This is a genomic window from Ktedonobacter racemifer DSM 44963 (genome assembly GCF_000178855.1).
GTDB lineage: Bacteria > Chloroflexota > Ktedonobacteria > Ktedonobacterales > Ktedonobacteraceae > Ktedonobacter > Ktedonobacter racemifer.
The window spans coordinates 1,125,325-1,145,096 of sequence record NZ_ADVG01000005.1 but is presented as its reverse complement, the minus strand read 5'-3'; the positions used below and the strand labels follow the sequence as shown (position 1 = coordinate 1,145,096).

Below are 19,772 nucleotides of genomic sequence, written 5' to 3'. Positions count from 1 at the left end.
AGCTCAACATGGTTTGCGCGCTGTTGGGATCAAGGGATGAAGGTAGCTCGTCTCCACAGTTGGAGACGAGCTTATACACATGAGGATATCCTTCTATGCTTGCTGGAGATGAAATAAGAGAAGCACCAGAAAAACAGAAACTTCCTCAAGAGTTGCGCGCTCGCGATCTCGCTGCTATGTCGGTGTTGATTGTCCTCTATTTCTTGTGTGTCAACTCTGTGCAGACAGGGACGTTGGAGACCTTTAGCTACTGGCTGATTGGCCTCTGTTTTCTGCTCCCCTCAGCTTATGTCTCTCGCTGGCTATCGGTACATCTCTCATTTCATGGAGGGCACTATATCTGGATTAGAAAGTTGGGTGGTCTGCGCTGGGGTGAGATCACTGGCGCCTTTACCTGCTTATATGGTGTTTTTGTGATCCTGACTATTTTACAAGGAGCGCTGATTCTTATTACGGATTTTGAGCCTCACTGGTTTGATAATCCTTTGACACTCTACTGTGCCCAGATGTTCCTGGTGTTGTTCTGTGCCGCGCTTGCGCTGGTGCCATTACGTTATCTTAAACATATGTTGCTGCTGGGGGCTGGCCTCTATATCTCATTGTTCCTTGCCGTTGGAGCGGCGGGTATGTGGTGGTTGTGGCAGGGGCATCCCTTTCATGCCACCTGGCCAGTGTGGCATGGCTGGCCTTCTATCAGACAACACATTGGGATCTATGGCATTGTCATGTGGGCTTTTATGGGTGTCGACTGGCCTTTTATCATGGGCAAAGAGGTGTGTGACGATAATGACGAGGCACGAATGCGGACGGGACGCTTTATCTGGTGGGCGTGTGCCCTGATCTTCGTAGCGTATGTCATTGCTACCTTTGGTGTCCTGGTCGTCGTCCCATATGAACATGTAGAGGCGTTTGATGCCATGCTGCTCGCGGTACAAAATAGTTTTGGCCCCCAGGCTGGCGCCCTCTTTCTCATCCTGTTAGGCTTCTGTCAAATTGCTATCTCTATCGCCGTTTTCCTGGTCTGTTCGCGTATGTTGATATTCATGGCCTATGATCGCCTTTTGCCAAGGGGTATTGGTCGTCTCTCCTGGAAAGGGGCCCCCTTCGCTAGCGTTCTGACGCTGGCGCTGCTGTGCGGCCTGATATTTTCCCTCATCTATGTTCCTCTTTATAGTTTCTCCAGCCCCTCTGCATGGATAGCTCTTCCTGGGAAGATTGTGAATGTGGTCCTGCAGGCCCTTGCGGCTGTTATCTGGTCGATGGCGACTCTGCTGCTGTACGGACTCCTCATCTGGACATGTATTACCAGGCCACGGGCATTTCTTCGCTTGCGCGAGCGCCAGAGAAGAGTGCCCTGGCGAATCATGGGGCGCGTCCTTGGTGTGACTGTGGTGGGTGTGCTGACGACCTTGTTGGGTGGTATCCTTGTTCTCACCTCTTCCTGGATACCTCATCTGCTTTCGCCCTCGCACTGGACGTTTACGATTGCCTCCTTTACTGGTGTGGTGCTGCTTCTGGGATGGCTGGGGGCTGAATTGCCTCGCCAGTGGCGGCTCACCTATGACCTGCACGCGAAAAATGATTATGCTCGTACGCTACGAAGTCAGCTGCAAAAGGCCTATGATGAGAAGATTATTCTCGCCCAGAGGCAACAAGCGCTGCTACAAGAACGCGATACGCTCTTCCGGCAGCATGCACAATTAGCCGTGACTGATCCGGTGACCGGGCTGCCCAACCATCGCGCTTTGATGAACGCGCTCGATGAGCTGTTAGCACAGAGTCGAGAGCGGGGCGAGACATGTGCGCTTCTGTTTATTGACCTGGATAGTTTTAAGCATGTCAATGATACCTGGGGTCATCAAGCGGGCGATTTTTTCTTGCACGAGGTGGGCGAAAATTTGCGCCAGGCGGTATCGCCCCAGGCCGTTGTGGGTCGCTATGGAGGCGAAGAGTTTGTCGTGATTGCGCCCAACATCTCGCTGTTGCAGGCAGGCGAACTTGCTGAGCATGTTCGTGTTCAGCTTCAGCAGGCATTACATGCCTGGAGTCCAAATGAGCATAGCCCTCCGGTGTATGTGCGCCTGACGGCGAGTACCGGTGTTGTCTTATATCCATTCCACGGTGCTAACCGGGGCACGTTGCTTGAAGCCGCTGATCGTTTGATGTACCAGGCGAAGCAGGGGGGGCGCAATTGTGTACGTATCGCCGGGCTGGATACAGGCGCTCTATCTTCCCCGGTAACCCATACTGGCCCGGTGGCCAGTATGGCCAGCTTACAGACACATGCCTTGCTAGGGCTATTAATGGTAAAGGACCCACAGCTCTACGAGCAGGGGCAGCGCATCGCCTCGCTTGCGGTGATGGTGGCCAGAAATATGCAATCCGCTGGTAGCATGGTGCTCGTGACGCGCCTGACAGCTATGCTACATGACATCGGCATGCTGGCGCTGGCTGATACTTGCCCATTAAGGCAGGAAGCAAATGCTACTGACCTGTGTAAACATACAGCCTATGGAAAGGCGATTGTGGCGGAGGCTGGCGATATCTTCTCGCTTGTAGCTCCAGCTATAGAAGCGCATCATGCGCGTTGGGATGGACTGGGCTATCCTCATGGTCTGTGTGGGGAGGCGATTCCCCTAGCGGCCCGTATCGTGGCCGTTGTCGATGCCTATGATACTTTGTGCTTATGCTCCACTGCCAGAAGCGAGACCGCGATCTGCCAGAAGCTAGTGAGCTGTGCAGGAACACGCTTCGACCCGGCTGTTATACGCGCCTTCCTCCAGGTGCTCCAGACCCAGCAGCGTACGACAGATGCTGACTTAGAGGCAATTGTACTTCCTCAATCGCAGCGTGAGCCTTCTGAGTAAGAAGCGTGTGCGTGTTCCTTGATCCATGTCAGGGTTGAAAGGAGATGTTTATGTCATGGAGGCGCCTTCAGAGGCGCCGCGTGCGACCCGTGCATAGAGTGAAAGAATGCCGCTGCTGTGGCGGGATGCAGGTGGCGTCCAGTGCGCGCGACGCTCGCTCAGGATACTCGCTATCTGCTCCTGGGGGAGTGGTTGCCCCTGGACACCCACAATTGCCAGTCGCCGTTCGGGAATATGAATCTCGATCAGGTCGCCCTCTCCAATAAGCGCGATAGGACCACCATCGAGGGCCTCGGGCGTAATATGTCCCACACACGGACCCTTCATGGCGCCAGAGAAGCGTCCATCCGTAATCAGGGCTGTAGTGGTGTTGAGCACGGGATCGTCGGCGATGAGGGTCGAGGCAAAATACATCTCGGGCATGCCATTAGCCCGTGGCCCCTCATAGCGAATGACGACAACATCGCCAGGGATGATCTTGCGCTCGCGCAGGGCGGCCAGGGCCTCGCCTTCAAAGTCAAAGACTCGTGCGGGTCCAGTATGAATGTGCATCTCTTTAGGAACCGCAAAGGCCTTAATGACGGCTCCTCCCGGGGCCAGGTTGCCGCGTAGCACCGCGATCCCCCCATCGGGACCAAAGGGATCTGAGCGCGGGCGCAGCACTTCACGGCGCGAGACCTTGACGTTGTGCAGGTAGCCAATGCGCTCAGCGAAGAAGCGGCTGTGTTCTATCTCTTCCAGGTTCTCTCCCACAGTCTTGCCGGTGACGGTCAGACAATCCAGGTGCAGCATGTCGCGCAGTTCAAGCATGACGGCTGGCACTCCACCTGCATACCAGAAATACTCGACCGGGTAGCGCCCGGTGGTCTTAACGTTGGCTAGCACAGGGACCTGGCGATGAATATGATCAAAGTCGTCGATGCTAATATCGACGCCAGCCTCACGTGCGATGAGTGGCAGGTGCAGGAGCATATTCGTTGAGCCACCCACGGCTGCGTGAATGATGATAGCGTTCTCAAAGGCCTCGCGCGTCAGGATGCGGCGAGGCGTGATCTCTTCCTCAATCAGTCTGAGGAGTTGCTTCCCCGTGGCTCGGGCATAGCGCAGCAACTGGGTGAGGGGCGCTGGCACAAGGGCCGAGCCAGGCAGGGCCAGACCCAGCGCCTCGGAGATGACCTGACCTGTGCTGGCACTGCCCATAAATTGGCAGGCCCCACAGGTGGGGCAGGCTCCATGCTCCGCTTGCTCAAAGTCCTCCCTGGGGAGTTCGCCGCGTTCGACCGCCATGCCCATGGGCCAGAGATGATTCGAGGTCACATAATCGGGGGCGTTAAGTTGCGTGCCTCCGGGGAGATGAATGGCGGGCAGGTTGCAACGCGCGATGGCCAGCAGGTGTGCGGGCACAGACTTATCATTACCAGAGACCAGGACCATGCCGTCGTGCGGGTGTCCAAGGGCATGGATCTCGATCATGGCCGCCATGATATCGCGCGATACCAGGGAGTAAGACATCCCCGCGTGCGCCTGGGCGACGCCATCGCAGATGTCGCTGACGGTGAAAACCCCTGGCTTGCCGCCCGCCTCAAAGACGCCATTACTGACCTCCTCGACGAGCGAGCGAAAATGAAAGGTGCCTGGATGTCCCATGCCATAGGCACTATCGACAAGCACCTGGGGCTTGCCCAGGTCTTCCTCGGTCCAGTTCATGCCCATACGCAAGGCATCGCCCTGGTGATTGACCGCCCGTAGGCGCTGACTACGTAGTTTTTTCGGATCTATCGGCACTGTTTTTCGCTCCTTTGCTTGCTCTACTGGTGGTGCATCTATCGCAATTGGGAAGAATACTCGGGCAGGTCTGGATGTGCGCTGGGTAGGGGGCTCTGCAGGGTCCAGCCACCATCGACGACCAGGGTCTGCCCGGTAACATGGCGCGCCTGGGGCGAGGCGAGATAGAGGGCGGCGGCGACAATATCCTCGACATTTCCCACGCGTCCTGTTGGCGTCACACCGGCCCAGTTCGCTTCATAGTTGGGGTCATCCAGGAGGGTGCGTTCCGTGAGCGTCGCCCCCGGACAGATGGCGTTGACGGTAATGCCATACTTCCCCAGGTCCAGCGCGATTCCTCGCGCCATCATGCGGATGCCTGCCTTGGTAATGCCATATCCCTCCAAGTTCGCGTGAGCTTGAATGCCAGTGACTGAAGACATCAAAATAATGCGACCAGGAATGCGGGCCTTGATCATACTGTTGGCGGCGGTCTGGGCGGTAAAGAAACTTCCGCGCAGGTTGACGCTGGTCAGACGGTCGAAGGCATCGGGCGTATAGGTAAGGAAGTTCCCATAGTTGGTGATGCCAGCATTCGCGATCACAATATCCAGCCTGCCAGCGGCTTCGGTAAAGCGTTGAAAGATGCTGCGGATGGCCTCTACATCGGCGATATCGCCCGCGTAGGGCGCGACTCGCTCGGCTCCCACTGCGCTGTTTATCTGCTGTGCGGCCCTCGCGCAGAGATCCGGGTCGATATCATTTAAGGCGACCGCGGCGCCCTCGCTGGCGAAGGCCTGGCAGAGTGCATAGCCGATCCCTGTCCCGGCCCCGGTAACAAGCACGGCTTTCCCTGCAAATGTATTCACATGTTTCCTCCTTCATTGGCTGTTTTGCTTGTCTTTTTTATTTTGTCGCGCGATAGCGAGTTGTGCCTCCCTGGTGTAGGGTAACGAGGGTGGCCCCGTCTCTCTGTTCAAGTTCACCCTGAGTTCCAGTAAGGTGTTGCAGGCTTGTTCCCTCATCAAATTGTAGCTCGCCAGTGATGCCGTCGGGCAGGTGTACTTGAACTTCCCAGGCGTCATCGATCTGTTTCCACTCTACTGCGATGTCGCCCCGAGGCGTAGGCACATACCCATTGGCCCACGTCAGGCCGCAGTGGCGTGGAGCGATGCGTACTCGTTCATAGCCGGGCGTAATTGGTGAGACACCCAGGACGAGGGTAGAGAGGAAGTAGGCAGGAGCAGCCGACCAGCCGTGGCAGAGGCTGCGGCTCCAGTGCTCACCAGTTTCCGCGGGGAAGGTTTCCCAGAATGTGGTGGCCCCTTTTTCCAGCATACGCCCCCATTGCTCGCGAATGATACGAATTGCCAGCTCAACTTCATTCTGTGCCAGAAGCGTCTCCAGGGTAAAGAACAGGAACCAGGGACTGCCAACCGGGACCACCTTCTCGGCGGGCCAGGAGGGAGCCTCGCCTGGATTACTCCCAATAAACTTTCCTTCTCCTGCCTTCTGTACCAGGGGGAAGATCTTGCTCACACGCTCTGGAGGAGCGCAATTGCAGAGTAGGACCAGGGTGTTTGTTGGCTCGCTGACACGGCTAGCCAGCAGAAAGGTTTGCAGGTCTACACCCTCTTTATCCAGGCGGTCCTGATGGCGGGTATAGGCCTTCTCATCGCGCAAGGTGTCCACATATGCCCCCTGCTCCTCCGACCAGCAATAGCGATTGATGGCCTGATACACACGCTCTGCCATTGTCCGATACTGCTCTGCCTCGGCTTGAAGCTGAACCATATCTTGCGTATCTGCATTGGCGAGCAGAATTTTGGCCATGCTAGCGGCTCGGCGCAGGCTTTCGACCAGGAGTGCATTACTGCTAGTAACCTCGCCATAGCGGACCAGGTCCATGGCGGACCAGTCGACAAGGTTCCAGACATCAGGAATGTCGACCAGGTCCCTTTCGGTTAAGAAGCTGAGGATGCGTGAGAGGCATTCGCGTACCGCTGGGTAGAGTTCTTGCAGGGCTGTGAGGTCCCCGGTCAGGTGATAGTGCTCCTGGACATTCCAGAGCCAGAGGAAGGTCCACATTGGAATTTCATCGAACCAGCCACTGGCGGCATGGCTGACCGCCAGGCCAGGGCGATTGAGCACACGGGGTGGTTTGATGCGGTCGATATTGGGTGAGAGCGATTCGGCGGTGAGGCGCAAGCAGTGCTCGGTGAGTTCATAAGCTCCAAAGGCCACGGCATTGACGAGGGCTGAGTTGCGTGCATCACCCACCCAGAAGGTCTGCTCGTAGGCTGGGCAATCGGTATAGGTATCCTCCATACATAACTGAACTGTATAGGCGGCGACCTGCCAGATCTGGGTCAAGAGCGCGTCGCTACAGGCGAAACGTCCTCGCTCTTCCACAGGATAGGTGCTCTGGAGACAGCGCACGTTGTAAATCTTTACCGGAGCATCGGCCCGCACGGTGAGCGAGAGGTAGCGAAAGCCGCGCCGGACGTGTGAGCGAAAGGTTTGTCTCCCCTGGCGGCAAATATAGCGTAGACTGTTGCGCAGATACTGCGTCCAGAAAATGCCGCCTTCATCAATGCCTTCAAACAGATTGGCGTCGATAATGGTGCCTTCGGGCGCGTCAAGCTCGAAGAGCAGGTAGCCAACCAGCTCCCGCCCAAAATCGATCACCAGGTGGGTATCCCCTTCTGTCTGGGGTAAGAGCGTGGTCGTGAGAGTGTTCTGGTGCAGCAGGTGCGCTGGATGTTCGATGATAGGAGCTGTGAGCTCGGGGAGCGCTTGACGCGGCTGAGGCCCGGCGATGGCAGGATCACAGAAGCCGCTGGCAGGCAAGAGAAAGTGCTGCTGGCTGGTGAGCAGGTAAATGTCCTCCAGGTTATCGGCCTCGGTGAGTGGATGTACCGGAAGCGTTGGCAACTCTTCAACGTGTTTGGCTTGCATGAGCTGGTTTCTTATTGATGTGTGGGTGTCGAAGGGGCCAAGAAAGGCCCAGGGACAGGGCGTTGTCCTGGTCGACGTTGTGAGGCGAGAGGCATCGAAGGTTAATTGTTCTTCGGTGGCAAAATAAAGTGCTGGCCAGGGAGTGCCGGTAATAACGAACAGATTTTTCCCCTGGTGTAGCTCCACGGTTGCGGGAAGCTCACCAATGCGCTGTCCACGCAACACGCAGACATTGGCTTCATAGTCTCCAGGAGAAGAGATCGTTATTGTGCAGGGGTGTTCTGCAATAATCTCGGTCGCAAAGGCATGGCCTGAGATCTCAGGAGGATTGGCGCGAATGCCGTCGCGCGCAAGATCAAAATAGTGACGCAGGTCAAACGTCCAGCGATACCCGGCTCGTGGACGGGCCAGTTCGGCGGCCAGGACACGAACGGGAGCAACATCATCACAACTCAAGAAAGGAATACTGCGTTCCTGCAAGTCTGTCCAGGGCGCACTCCCAACTGGTCCAATGATTCTGGCCATCGACCAGTGATGCGCATTATAGACCGTTGTGAGCCAGTCGGGTTCGGTGTGGCGGGCGTCGTACTGTTCTTCGTACCCTTGTTGAAGTGAGATGCGAGGCGTCTGTGCACGCATGGCCTCCTCTGGGGCAACCTGCCAGGTGTCATCGCTGCCGATATGGATGGCTGTTCCATCGTGCAGCTCAAGGATGAGCTCACACAGGAGTCCCCCTCGCCCACGGATATATTGGAAGGTATGATCTCCCCAATGCACAACGAGCATGCCCAGGATGTTCTCTGCCCCGGGTTGCAATTGAGCGGTGAGGTCATATTCATCGTAACTGTAGTTCCAGGGATAGGCACGTCCGGGTCCTACTCCCAGCCACGTGCCATTTGTGTACAATTCATAACGGCTATCGGCACTGATGAGCAGCCTGGCGCGAGCGACATTGTCAGGGCACTGGAATGTGCGCCGGAAGCGATACCACTTATTACGTGGGGCGGCTTCCCCCTCTGCCCAGATCCAGTTAGCTGCGGGCGAGAATTGCATAGCTGTTTGTGACTCCAATCTCTACAGAATACTTGATCATATCGCATAAAGATGCGGGCAAGCAACAGGAGAAAAAAGCTGAGTCTACAGTTTGTAGCGTGCTTTTTCTGCTAGCCTGACCTCGATACTGAACGAAACGAGGCCCTGTATGCGCTCGGCGACAGGTGAAACAGGTCGCGAAAAGCTCGTGAAAGCTGTGCTCTATCGCGAAAGCCGACCTGGTGCGCGATCTCAGTACAGGTGAGTGTGCGGCTACGCAAGAGGGTCTGCGCGCGTTCCAGGCGTAGGCGTCGGATGTAGGCTGCCGGGGACATCCCAACCTCGCGTAAGAAGAGTTCGCTAAAACGGCTCGGTGAGAGAAACAGGTGGCTTGCGAGTCGCGATACGCTTAGTGGCTCATGGAAATGTTCCTCGCAAATGCGTAAGACGCCGCTCATACCAATTGCGTAAAGTGCTTGCTTCTCTCCCTCTAAGCCTTGTGCGCTACTGTGTTGCTTTACTTGTTCTTGAGTGTATTCACCCTGCCAATAGGCGAGGCGCACTAGCAGGCGAAAAAAGAGGCCACGTGTCAGCAAAGTTGAGGCTAGCCGCGTGGAACTATATTCTGTATTGAGTTCATCAAGCATCTCATCAAGGAGACGCTGGCGCTCTGGCGAGAGATGGAGGCGGTGTTCAAGACGTTCAGCAGGATGGGTATTGTCTGTTATATGTTCCTCGAACGTAATCAGTAGATGCCAGAAGCCAACCAGCTCGCGAAGGGCGGTCAGCTCCTCCGGCAGAAATATATGAGGCTGAAAATAGAACGCGTCTATCGCGAGCATATGGTAATCGCGGTAGGCATGTATTGCCCCAATGGGCATCAGGTAGATATCACCGCGTGTTATGCCATAGGGGTGGCCGTTGATTATATGTATTCCGCGCCCACTACGCACGATATAAAGGGCGTAAAAGTCTTCATGACGATGTTGCCCGGTATCACTACCTTGATCGTATAGCTCCTGCCGAATGGCGAGTGCAAGCTCGTTATTATGCCAATGACTCAAGTCATTAAACCAGCAGCGTTGAACTTCGTCCTGGTCTGTGGAACTTTGCCAGAGATAGACCCGTTTCTCACGCATCGTCACCTGCCTCTATGCGATCTCCGAGAAAATGCCAAAATGCTCCACTAAATCGACAAGCAATCTTCGCCATTCTCACGTATGCTTTTATCATCGATAGAGTTGAATGTATTATATCTCAACACTCATAGGAGGTTTGTACATGAGTGAAGTCATTTCCGAGAGGCGCGAGTATACGCCGTTTATTGAGGCTGATTCTACGCAGAGCGCGGAGACACTGCGTGCCCAGATGCATGAATATGGCTATCTCTTCTTTCGCGAGTTGGTTCTAGCGGAGGACGTACTGGAGGTGCGTCGTGCCGTTCTGGAGCATCTCAATGAGGCGGGTTGGCTCGATCCGCGTTATCCCTTGATGGATGCTGTTGTTTATCCGGATGTTGAGCCCAAGACTGAGGGGATGCGTGAGTATACGGATGTCTATCGCAAGATCTTGCGTACGCCTCTCTTTCACGACTTCCCTGCGCACACCAGTCTGATGGCGGTCGCGCAGAAGTTGTTGGATGGTGAGGTTTTCGTGCATCCGCGTCGCATTGGACGCATCACCTTCCCCGGCTCTGTCAACTGGACCACGCCTGCGCACCAGGATTTTTTCTATATTCGCGGCTCTGTTGAGACATACTCCTGTTGGACGCCGCTGGGAGCGTGCCCTATGGAGCTGGGTGGGTTGGCCGTCTGGCCTGGTTCCCATAAACAAGGGTATATCGAGCATACCGTGCAGCATCCAGGCGCAGTGGGAGGGCGTGGCGTTCCCGTTGACGAGTCTCAGGCTACCTGGCATACGTCTGACTTTGCCCCAGGCGACGCGCTCTTCTTCCGCTCCTATACCATTCACAAGGCGCTTCCGAACCTGACGCCCGATCGTCTGCGTCTCTCGACTGACAACCGTTACCAGGTAAAAGATACCGCCATTGATCCAGGCGCGTTACGTGAGCATTTTGAAGGTGCCTGATCAAAATGTGCCAGCCATACTCATGGCTGGCACATTTTTTCTGCTCAACGAGGACGCTGGTGGGCTGACTGCTGGCAATAAAGGGTCTGCATTTCTCCTCCACAAACAGTTCAATCTTCATTGCTTGCTCTATTCCTTTCTCGTTTGTTTGTCTGCTTTTCAGGTCTTATCAGGTGTATTATTAATCTGGATCTGGGTCCTCTCGCTTGTGTATTATTGTATAATGAGCTAAATTTAATCTCCAGTTTGTATTCACGAAATGGGATTGTTGTGAGTTTGTAGCACCCTTCTGGCCTATGAGTCCTCTTTGCTTGCGAGATATGTTGTGGGGAGAAGGACGTATACTATGTTGCAGTATTGCAAACAATCATGATCCCTCTTATTCCTGATAAGCTATTATGAGGGCGCAAAGAGTACTATTACATGGTTACTGGCTATTTTTCCCTCTGCCCAGACATGATTGAAAAAGGAGTATCTTATGCCTGAAGAGAAGGACTATCTTGGTAGACGTATTGGTAATTATCAACTTTCCTCCCGGATCAGTAGTGGTGGGTTCGGCCAGGTCTATCTTGCGCACCATACATTGCTGAAAGAGCGCGTGGTTGCTGTCAAACTGCTTCACATGTTTCTCCAGACTGAGCAAGAACGTGAGCAGTTCTTGCAGGAAGCCCAGTTTTTAGAGAGCCTTAAACATCATTATATTCTGCCACTGCTAGATGTGGGTTTTCTCGAAGGGGCACCCGCGCCCTACCTGATCACTGAATATGCGGCGGGTGGCTCGTTGCGTGAACGCCTCAGACAAAGGCTGCCCCTCTCAATTGAACAGGCTATTTCAATCCTATCTCAGGTGGGAGAGGCGCTTGCCTTTGCGCATCAGCATAACGTCATTCACCGTGATATCAAGCCAGAGAATATTCTCTTCAATGCGCAGGGTGATGCGTTACTAGCGGATTTTGGCATTGCCACTATTGCCTCGGCCACGACGCGTTCACAACTGGTAACGTCGGTAGTGGGAACCCCATTATATATGGCCCCCGAGCAGTTCCAGGGAAAGCTGAGTCGGGAGAGCGACCAGTATGCCCTGGGGTGTATCGCCTACGAACTCTTCACAGGTCGTCAGCCCTTCCAGGCCGGCGACTTTATCGCCATTGGCTTTCTGCATGCGACTGAACAGCCTGTCGCGCTACGTCAGTACAATCCCACGCTCCCGCTTGCGGTTGAGCAGGCGGTACTCAGGGCGCTTGCCAAACAGCGTACGGAGCGCCACGCCGATGTACAAGCATTTGTATCGGCCCTACGGCAGGCGGTGCCCATGCCGGCGAAAGCTCTCCCATCAACCGCAGCCAATACACCTGTCTCGATAGCGCCTGCCGTGGGAACTGAAAGTCCCCAGACGGAAAAAACATTTCAGCGAACGCCTGCCCCGGAAACCGAGGCACCGAAATCTACGAAGGCGCTTGAGGACGCTCTCTTCGCCTGTGAGCAGGAGATACAACGTAGCCCAACGCGCGCGGCCCTCTATAATCGGAAAGGCCTGCTTTTGAGCGATCTCTTACGGGATACGCAGGCCTTAGCGTCCTTTGAGCAGGCCATTCTGCTGGAACCCTCTAATGCTGAGTTCCATTATAACAAGGGCCTCACATTAGCGAACCTGAAGCGTTATGAAGAGGCGCTCCAGGCCTGGGATCGGGCTATCCAGATTGATCCTTCACATATGCTGGCTTATAGCAGTAAGGGATGGATCCTTACGCTTGTCGGGAGAGATGCAGAGGCGCTGCAGGCATGTGAACAGGCGCTTCGTCTCGACCCCAATGATGCCGCCTCTTATACGCGCAAAGGGAATGCGCTCTGGGGCCTGGAGCGTTATGAAGAGGCCCTGGACGCGCATGAAGATGCATTACGTCTCAACCCACGCTATACCGCGGCCTATAACAACAAGGGTCTGGTCTTAAGTGCTATGAAGCGCTATCCCGAGGCAATAGAGGCGTACGAGCAGGCGGTGCGCATCAATCCTGCCTACATCAATGCCTACATTAGCATGGCCCGCTTGCTCAATACATTGGGTCGCTATGACGAGGCCATCAAAGCCTGCGATCATGCCATCGCGCTTGACCCCCGGAGCGCTGTGATGTATAACCGCAAGGGATTGGCGCTGATTGGCCTGAAGAGATACACAGAGGCTGTCGCAGTCTATAAGCAGGCGACCATTCTGGACCCTTCTTACAGCGATCCCTTTGGCAACCTGGGCTATGTGCTCTGTCTCTTACAGCGCTATGACGAGGCCTTGCAAGCCTGCGAAGAGGCGATTCGTCTCGATCCGCAATTTACGCAGGCATATGGCAATAAGGCCTGGGTGTTAAATAATCTCAAGCGATATGACGAGGCCTTGCTGGCAAGCGAAGCCGCTCTGCGTCTGGAGCCAAACAATGTGACCTATCTGATTCGCAAAGGCAATGCCTTCCTTGGTTTGCGCCGCGATGACGAGGCCTTGCAAGTGTATGACCTCGTGTTGAGGCTGGATTCCAGTGCTATTTCCGCTTACATTAATAAAGGTATCATCTATAAATCCCAACGGCGTTACCCCGAGGCGCTACAGATGCTGGAGCAGGCGCAGCGGCTTGATCCTCGTGACGCGCTGGTCTATAGCGATAAAGGCGATGTTCTCTATGAAATGAGGCGCTACCAGGAGGCCCTCGACGCCTTCGAGAAGGCTGCCGAGCTTGGTTCGCAGGATGCGAAGAGCTATCGAGACCGTGGAGATGCCCTCTATGAACTGGGGAGATATCGCGAAGCGCTGGAGATGTACGAACAGCTTATACGTCTGAGTCCCTCCTATGCTACGGGATATTATAACAAGGGCCTGGCCCTGAGCGCGCTGGGACGCCATCAAGAGGCCCTCGACGCCTTTGAGCAGTCCCTGGTGCATGACTCCACATCCCTGAAGTTTCGTAGCCGTAGAGCGCTGGCCCTCTACGACCTGGGGCGCAACCAGGAGGCCCTCGACGCATGCAACGATATCCTTCGTACCCATCCCAACGATACGATTACGTTGAATCGGAAAGGCAATGCCTTGCTGGCTTTACGGCGCTATGAAGAGGCGCTGGCGGCCTATGAGCAGGTGCTGCGCCTGGATGAGAACTTTGTTGCGGCCCACAATAATCGGGGCTTGATCTTCAAGGCGCTCAAGCGCTATGACGAAGCGCTTGAGGCATATAACCAGGCCCTGCGCCTCGATCCCAAATACGCCCTGGCTTACTACAACAAAGGCCTGGTGCTGAACCTGGTAGGACGCCAGCAAGAGGCCCGAGAAGCCCTGGATAAGTCGAGAGAACTGGGATATATGGGGTAGGGTCAGCGCGGGGCTGGAAGCGAGACAAGCGTAGCCGCGAGCACGAGCATGCCTAGCAGAGATAATGCCTCCAGCAGCCACCAGCGTTTTCGTGAGGGCTGCTGTTGCCAATTACTAAGCATAGCGAAGAGGAGCGGAAGAAATAAAGCCAGTGCCTTGATGCCAAGCACACGACCATAGGATGTCGTGAAGAGGTCCGTCACCTGTGCCAGGTGTAACCAGGAGAGCACGATACCCGTCAGGAACAGTTCGGCTACCGAAGCCAGAGCCAATGGACCAAAGCGGAGAAGCAGCGCATTTCGATAAGCCTTCGTCGCCTGAAGCCTCCAAAGCGTGAGCAATGCAATCAAGCCACCAAGCCAGACCCCCATGGCCGTGATATGTAGTGTTGTTGCCAGCAAGGCGAGCCACGCCATCTGTGAAGAGATGGCGTGGCTCGCATCACTATCAATAAAGGCCGATACTCCTCCCAGGACCAGGGAGAGTGTCACGGCTCTCTTGCTGCCCTGCTGGGCGATCCCAACCAGTATCCAGAGTGTCAGAGCCGCACCAAGGCGGAGTGCCAGAACGCGCCCAAAACTGGACCCCAGGATGGTTACAATGAAGGCAAGATCAAAGATCGCATGCCCCCTCAAACTGGCAGACTGCGCGATGAGAGCCGCGCCCTCGGCAAGCAGTAAGACGAGAATGCCAAGATTGACGAGTCGCCAGATGGGCTGTTGTAGTGTCTCCCGCTGCGACGGTACGGCTGGATAGACAACCAGGCGGAGAAAGGCCAGCACGCCAAAGCTGAGCGCATAGCCCAGAAAATGCAGTAGATGCGCGAGGATTTGCAACCAGAACCCTGTCGCTGAAGTGTTATCGCTAACAGTTCCAGCCCATGCACCACCTGGATGTCCAATGCTAAAGGTAAAGCTTCCACTGGTGGGATCTGTATCCTCCGAGATGACCTGCCAGTTGACCAGGTAGGTTCCTTCTGTGCTGGCCTTAAGCGGCATGCTGATCTCCTGGCCCCGCACCTGAATGGTTTCTTGCCTGATAGCGTCTCCCGATGGAGCGAAGATCGTCAGCGATTGCCCTACCAGTTGTACTGGTTCCGAGAACCACAGCCGAACCGTGGAAGGGGAGTGTGCCAGCACACTTCCCTCCGCGGGAGAAGAACTCAACAGCACGGCATGCAATGCCTGGGCATGGGCTTTGCCCGGCAGAAACATGACGAGGCCCGCGAGGAGCAATGCGATGGACAGCACAAAACCATACTGTCTTCTTCCGCCGTGCTGTCTGTCCATGCCGCCTCTCTTCTCCTATTGTGTGCTTGCTACTGAAGGGCGCTAGCTGACTCTACTGGAATCTCTATTGCTACCTGCTCACGGCGTGTTCGGCCAATACGAATGACCATGCCCGCTGCGAACAGGCAGAGGATGCCCGCGGAAATGAAGCTAATTTGATAGCTGCCCTCCGTGGTGCGAAGCGCGCCCGCGGTATAGGCAGCCGTCGCTGCCCCAAACTGGTGAGCGGCAAAGATCCAGCCATAGACGATGGCCACCTGCTCTTTGCCGAAGATATCGGCGGCCAGGCGAGACGTGGGAGGAACGGTCGCCACCCAATCCAGGCCATAGAAGACGATGAAAACAAGCAGGAGAAGATAGGTGCTACCCAGGGCATAGGGCAGCAGGAGCAGTGACAGCCCGCGCAAACCATAATACCAGCAGAGCAGCCAGCGAGCGTCGACGCGATCAGACAACCAGCCAGATACGGTGGTTCCGATCAGGTCAAAGATGCCAATGAGCGCCAGCATACTCGCCGCCGTCACCTCTGAAATACCATGATCCATCGACGCGGGAATAAGGTGTGTTCCGATCAAGCCATTGGTAGAGGCACCACAAATGAAGAAACTCCCAGCAAGGAGCCAGAAATCTTTCGAGCGCATCCCGAGTACCAGGCCCTTGATGGCATCGGAGAAGGGATTGCCAGTCGCATTCGTCGCATTCGATGGATCCTCCTCCTCTGGATCTGCGCCGTAAGGGCGTAAGCCGATATCACGCGGATGATCACTAAAGAGGAGAATAACCAGGGGAAGGAGTATAAGCGCGGCGATGGCGGTCGCCCAGGCCGAAGCGCGCCAGCCCCACGAGACCGCGAGTGAGGCCAGCAATGGGAGGAAAACAAGCTGGCCGGTCGCATTGCTGGCCGTTAGCAGCCCCATCACGAGACCTCTGTTCTTCACAAACCAGCGGTTGGCAATCAGGGCCGCCAGAACTGAGGCGATTGATCCCGTTGCCAGGCCTACCAGAACGCCCCAGAGCAGGTCCAACTGCCAGGGAGCAGTCATCACCGTCGTCAGCCCACACGCCAGCGCGATCAGGATCAGTGCTCCGATCATGACGCGACGAATGCCCATACGCTGCATCAGAGCCGCCGCGAAAGGACCACTCAAGCCATAGAGCACAAGGTTGATAGAGATCGCAAACGAAATAGTGGCGTTACTCCAGCCAAAATTCTTCTCAAGCGGAACAATCAGGACGCTCGGCGTCGAACGCATCCCAGCCGAAGCGAGGAGCGCCAGGAACGTGATGATCGCAATCAGCCAACCATAGTGAAAGCGCAAACGGATATACTTTGCCAGCACAGAAATTCCCTTTCAAACGGATACAGCACATGACCAGAATACTCTACATTAGGGGTAACTCTTCAGAAGCATAAATGTATTCCAATTTCCAACAAAAAGCAGCAATTTATTTAACCTCGCAGCCTTCTTGGAAGAGGCGTGTCTCATTGAGAAATGAGGACACTAAGACTTAAGCGGACGAGATTGAAAGTCAAGTGAGAAAAAGTATGTCTTGCAGAAAGCGGTTTCTGACTCTATACTATGATAGTTACGTCCCAAATGTTTTGTAAAAAAACCATTCTATATTGAAATTTATCAATATGGTTGGGGAAAGGGGAGGGACAAGGCTATACATCCTGGAAAGCCCGTTCAGGATTGACTACTCAGGACTGCCCGCTGGCCTGGGTGAGCATACCGAGGTGCAATTGGTCATGGCGGGTTGTTTCTTCTGAACAGATGCGAGAGCCGCAGGGTTGCGGCAAAATTTACAAATCAAGGAGGAGATGAACTTGCGCACATTTCTTTCCCAATGGCAATGGAAGCCAGGCCCCCACAGGGCGCAGCGCGTCCGCATTGATAGCGGATGGCAGCGTCGTCTTTCGATCTTCGTTGCATGCGTCCTTGTGGCCTTCGTATGTGTGATGGCTACCAGCGGTGCCGCCCCCGCCCATGCGGCTTCGTCGGCGTCCAGCCAACCCAATTTTGGCTCGAATGTCTATATCTTCAATCCCAGTATGCCACAGAGCCAGATTCAGGCGACGGTCGATTCCATAGCAAACCAGCAGGTCTCCAACCAGTTTGGAACCCAGCGTTACGCACTCCTGTTTGCACCTGGCACCTATGGATCCAGTACCGCTCCCCTCAACTTCAAGGTTGGCTACTACACTACGGTGGCTGGCCTCGGTCTCTCACCGAGCGATGTTACCATCAACGGGTCCATTGATGTCTACAATCAATGCTTTGGCTCTAACAACTGTATCGCGCTCGATAATTTCTGGCGCTCGTTGTCGAACCTAACCATTAACGTAAACACCCCCAACGCTGGCTGCTACAACGGCGAGTTCTGGGCCGTGTCGCAGGCCGCGCCGATGCGCCGGGTCCACATCAACGGCCCGGTCACACTTATGGACTATTGCTCCGGCCCGTCGTACGCGAGCGGAGGCTTCATCGCTGATTCGGCCTTCGACGGCGGCACCGTGATCAACGGTTCGCAGCAGCAGTTCATGGTCCGCAACAGCAAGCTGGATGGCTGGACCAACGGTGTCTGGAACCAGGTCTTCTCAGGTGTCGTAGGCGCGCCCGCTCAGTGTTTCCCCAGTCAGTCGTCATGTGGTGGCCCATACACGACGCTCGCGACCAGTCCCGTGACACGCGAGGCTCCGTATTTGTACATGGACTCCACCGGGAACTACAATGTCTTCGTGCCCTCGGCGCAACACAACTCTGTGGGCACGACGTGGGCCAACGGAGCGACACCCGGCTCGTCCCTCTCTCTCAATAAGTTCTTCATTGCTCAGCCAACGGACTCCGCGTTGAAGATCAATGTGGCACTAGCTTTAGGGAAGGACCTCATTCTGACTCCGGGCGTTTATCACCTGGACCAGAGCCTCCTGGTCATGCATCCCGATACTGTCGTGCTCGGTCTCGGTTTCCCAACCCTGATTCCCGACAATGGAAACGAGGCAATGACGGTCTCGAGTGCGAAGGGGATCTCGATCTCAGGGGTGATCTTCGATGCGGGCGCAAAGACCTCTCCGGCGCTGTTGCAGGTCGGAATCGGCCACGCGCGCAGCGACAACGATGCCTCTGATCCGACGGCCCTTCAGGATGTGTTCTTCCGTATTGGTGGCGCGGAGCAGGGCAGCGCAAAGACCAGTCTGGTCGTCAATAGCGACAACGTCATCCTCGATGACATCTGGGCATGGCGGGCCGACCATGGCAATGGCGTGGGCTGGACCAGCAACACAGCAGATACTGGTGTCATCGTGAATGGTGACAATGTGACTGCGTACGGCCTTTTCGTCGAGCACTACCAGAAGTACGAGGTGATTTGGAACGGTAACGGCGGCACCGACATCTTCTTCCAGAATGAGATGCCCTATGATCCACCTGCCCAGTCGGCCTGGATGGAGGCTCCTGGTGTAGATGGCTGGGCGGCCTTCAAGGTTGCGGACACTGTGACCAGCTTCGCCGGATACGGTATGGGCAGTTACAGCTTCTTCAACCAGGGAGTGGATATCTACGCCGCACACGCATTCGAGGTTCCCGCTACCCTTCCGGCGTCAAGCCTCCACGACCTGCTCACGATCTTCCTCTCCACGGCCGGGTCCGGTGGTATCCAGCACGTGGTCAACGACACTGGTGGCTCGTCGACCTCCGCCAACCCGGATGTCCCGGTCACTGTCGTGAGCTATCCATAAGGCAGCATGAAATGCAGCCGTGCTAGCCAGAGCAGGACATTCACTGTTCATAGAGAGAGCCGGATATTGCTTCGCTCTTATGCGAAGCAATATCCGGCTCTCTCTAATGTAGCCTGTTACAATTCATAGCAATGTCACCTCTATTCGCGAAATGCCATCGGGTTCAATACCCTGGACCTGGTGGCATGCATTCGCTGGAGCCTGCTTTATCGGGTTCTTATCCTGGCAAGCTATCTCCGGGGAAGCTCTGACAGGGATGTACGTCATAGATGAAGACGCCAGCCTGGACACCTGGATCCTCATCCATAATCTTGCGCACCTCCTCCTCGCTCGCATTGAAGATGCCAATGCCTGCGACGTCACTGTCGTCCGTGACCCGGCATATGATCGGCAGCAGGCCAGCCATACGTAACTCCATATTCCTACATCCGTGCTGCCAGATGATATCTCTTACCCCTTCCATCCCTATCTTTGGCCCGGCCTTCAAAATAACCACACTGTATGGTCTGCTCTTTGCCAGCATCTCGCGCATAAATTCTTCTGTAATTTGTGGCATAAACTCTTTCTCTTCTCTCTCAATTGCAAAAAAACATTGCGCCGCCAAAACAGCATTATACCACCAGAACTTGAGTGGAGACTGGCTACACTGTGCCAGAGGAACTGAACTCGAAGGCGCGTCCTTTGCT

Annotated in this window: 11 protein-coding genes; 4 read left to right on the top strand and 7 right to left on the bottom strand. The window is 55.3% G+C overall.

Going from position 1 to position 19,772, the window contains the following annotated elements; all coding sequences use genetic code 11:
* Positions 1-95 precede the first annotated feature (95 nt).
* On the top strand, positions 96-2,867 hold the full coding sequence (locus tag KRAC_RS58980) for an amino acid permease (RefSeq protein ID WP_007923333.1): 2,772 nt from the start codon (positions 96-98) through the stop codon (positions 2,865-2,867).
* 48 nt (positions 2,868-2,915) lie between these two features.
* Here KRAC_RS58980 and ilvD read toward each other — a convergent pair whose 3' ends face one another.
* The 4 genes from ilvD to KRAC_RS58960 all read right to left on the bottom strand — a co-directional run bounded on the left by ilvD (position 2,916) and on the right by KRAC_RS58960 (position 9,760).
* Positions 2,916-4,652 carry a dihydroxy-acid dehydratase gene (ilvD, locus tag KRAC_RS58975; RefSeq protein WP_007923332.1) on the bottom strand — a complete coding sequence of 579 codons (1,737 nt, stop codon included), beginning with the start codon at positions 4,650-4,652 and terminating at the stop codon, positions 2,916-2,918.
* 38 nt (positions 4,653-4,690) lie between these two features.
* A complete protein-coding gene (locus KRAC_RS58970; protein ID WP_007923331.1) occupies positions 4,691-5,500 on the bottom strand; it encodes an SDR family NAD(P)-dependent oxidoreductase in 810 nt (269 codons plus the stop codon).
* A 37-nt stretch (positions 5,501-5,537) separates the two neighbouring features.
* Positions 5,538-8,642, bottom strand: coding sequence for a family 78 glycoside hydrolase catalytic domain (locus tag KRAC_RS64820; RefSeq protein ID WP_007923330.1), 3,105 nt, complete (start codon positions 8,640-8,642; stop codon positions 5,538-5,540).
* A 110-nt stretch (positions 8,643-8,752) separates the two neighbouring features.
* On the bottom strand, positions 8,753-9,760 hold the full coding sequence (locus KRAC_RS58960) for an AraC family transcriptional regulator (RefSeq protein ID WP_007923329.1): 1,008 nt from the start codon (positions 9,758-9,760) through the stop codon (positions 8,753-8,755).
* A 142-nt stretch (positions 9,761-9,902) separates the two neighbouring features.
* On the opposite strand from KRAC_RS58960, the gene KRAC_RS58955 reads away from it, so the two are divergent.
* Positions 9,903-10,709: a phytanoyl-CoA dioxygenase family protein gene (locus KRAC_RS58955; RefSeq protein ID WP_007923327.1), complete on the top strand. Its 807-nt coding sequence runs from the start codon at positions 9,903-9,905 to the stop codon at positions 10,707-10,709.
* Between the two features lie 478 nt (positions 10,710-11,187).
* Positions 11,188-14,058, top strand: coding sequence for a serine/threonine-protein kinase (locus tag KRAC_RS58950; protein ID WP_007923325.1), 2,871 nt, complete (start codon positions 11,188-11,190; stop codon positions 14,056-14,058).
* 2 nt (positions 14,059-14,060) lie between these two features.
* Here the strand turns inward: KRAC_RS58950 and KRAC_RS58945 are convergent, their stop codons facing one another.
* Both KRAC_RS58945 and KRAC_RS58940 read right to left on the bottom strand, forming a co-directional pair.
* Complete coding sequence (locus KRAC_RS58945; RefSeq protein WP_007923323.1) at positions 14,061-15,347, bottom strand: copper resistance CopC/CopD family protein; 1,287 nt, start codon at positions 15,345-15,347, stop codon at positions 14,061-14,063.
* A gap of 29 nt (positions 15,348-15,376) precedes the next feature.
* Complete coding sequence (locus KRAC_RS58940; protein ID WP_007923320.1) at positions 15,377-16,687, bottom strand: MFS transporter; 1,311 nt, start codon at positions 16,685-16,687, stop codon at positions 15,377-15,379.
* A gap of 482 nt (positions 16,688-17,169) precedes the next feature.
* Here KRAC_RS58940 and KRAC_RS58935 point away from each other — a divergent pair, with 482 nt between their 5' ends.
* Complete coding sequence (locus tag KRAC_RS58935; protein ID WP_211221569.1) at positions 17,170-19,086, top strand: glycosyl hydrolase family 28-related protein; 1,917 nt, start codon at positions 17,170-17,172, stop codon at positions 19,084-19,086.
* Between the two features lie 217 nt (positions 19,087-19,303).
* On the opposite strand, the gene KRAC_RS58930 is transcribed toward KRAC_RS58935, so the two are convergent.
* A complete protein-coding gene (locus KRAC_RS58930) occupies positions 19,304-19,642 on the bottom strand; it encodes a YciI family protein (RefSeq protein ID WP_007923316.1) in 339 nt (112 codons plus the stop codon).
* Between the last annotated feature and the right edge of the window lie 130 nt (positions 19,643-19,772).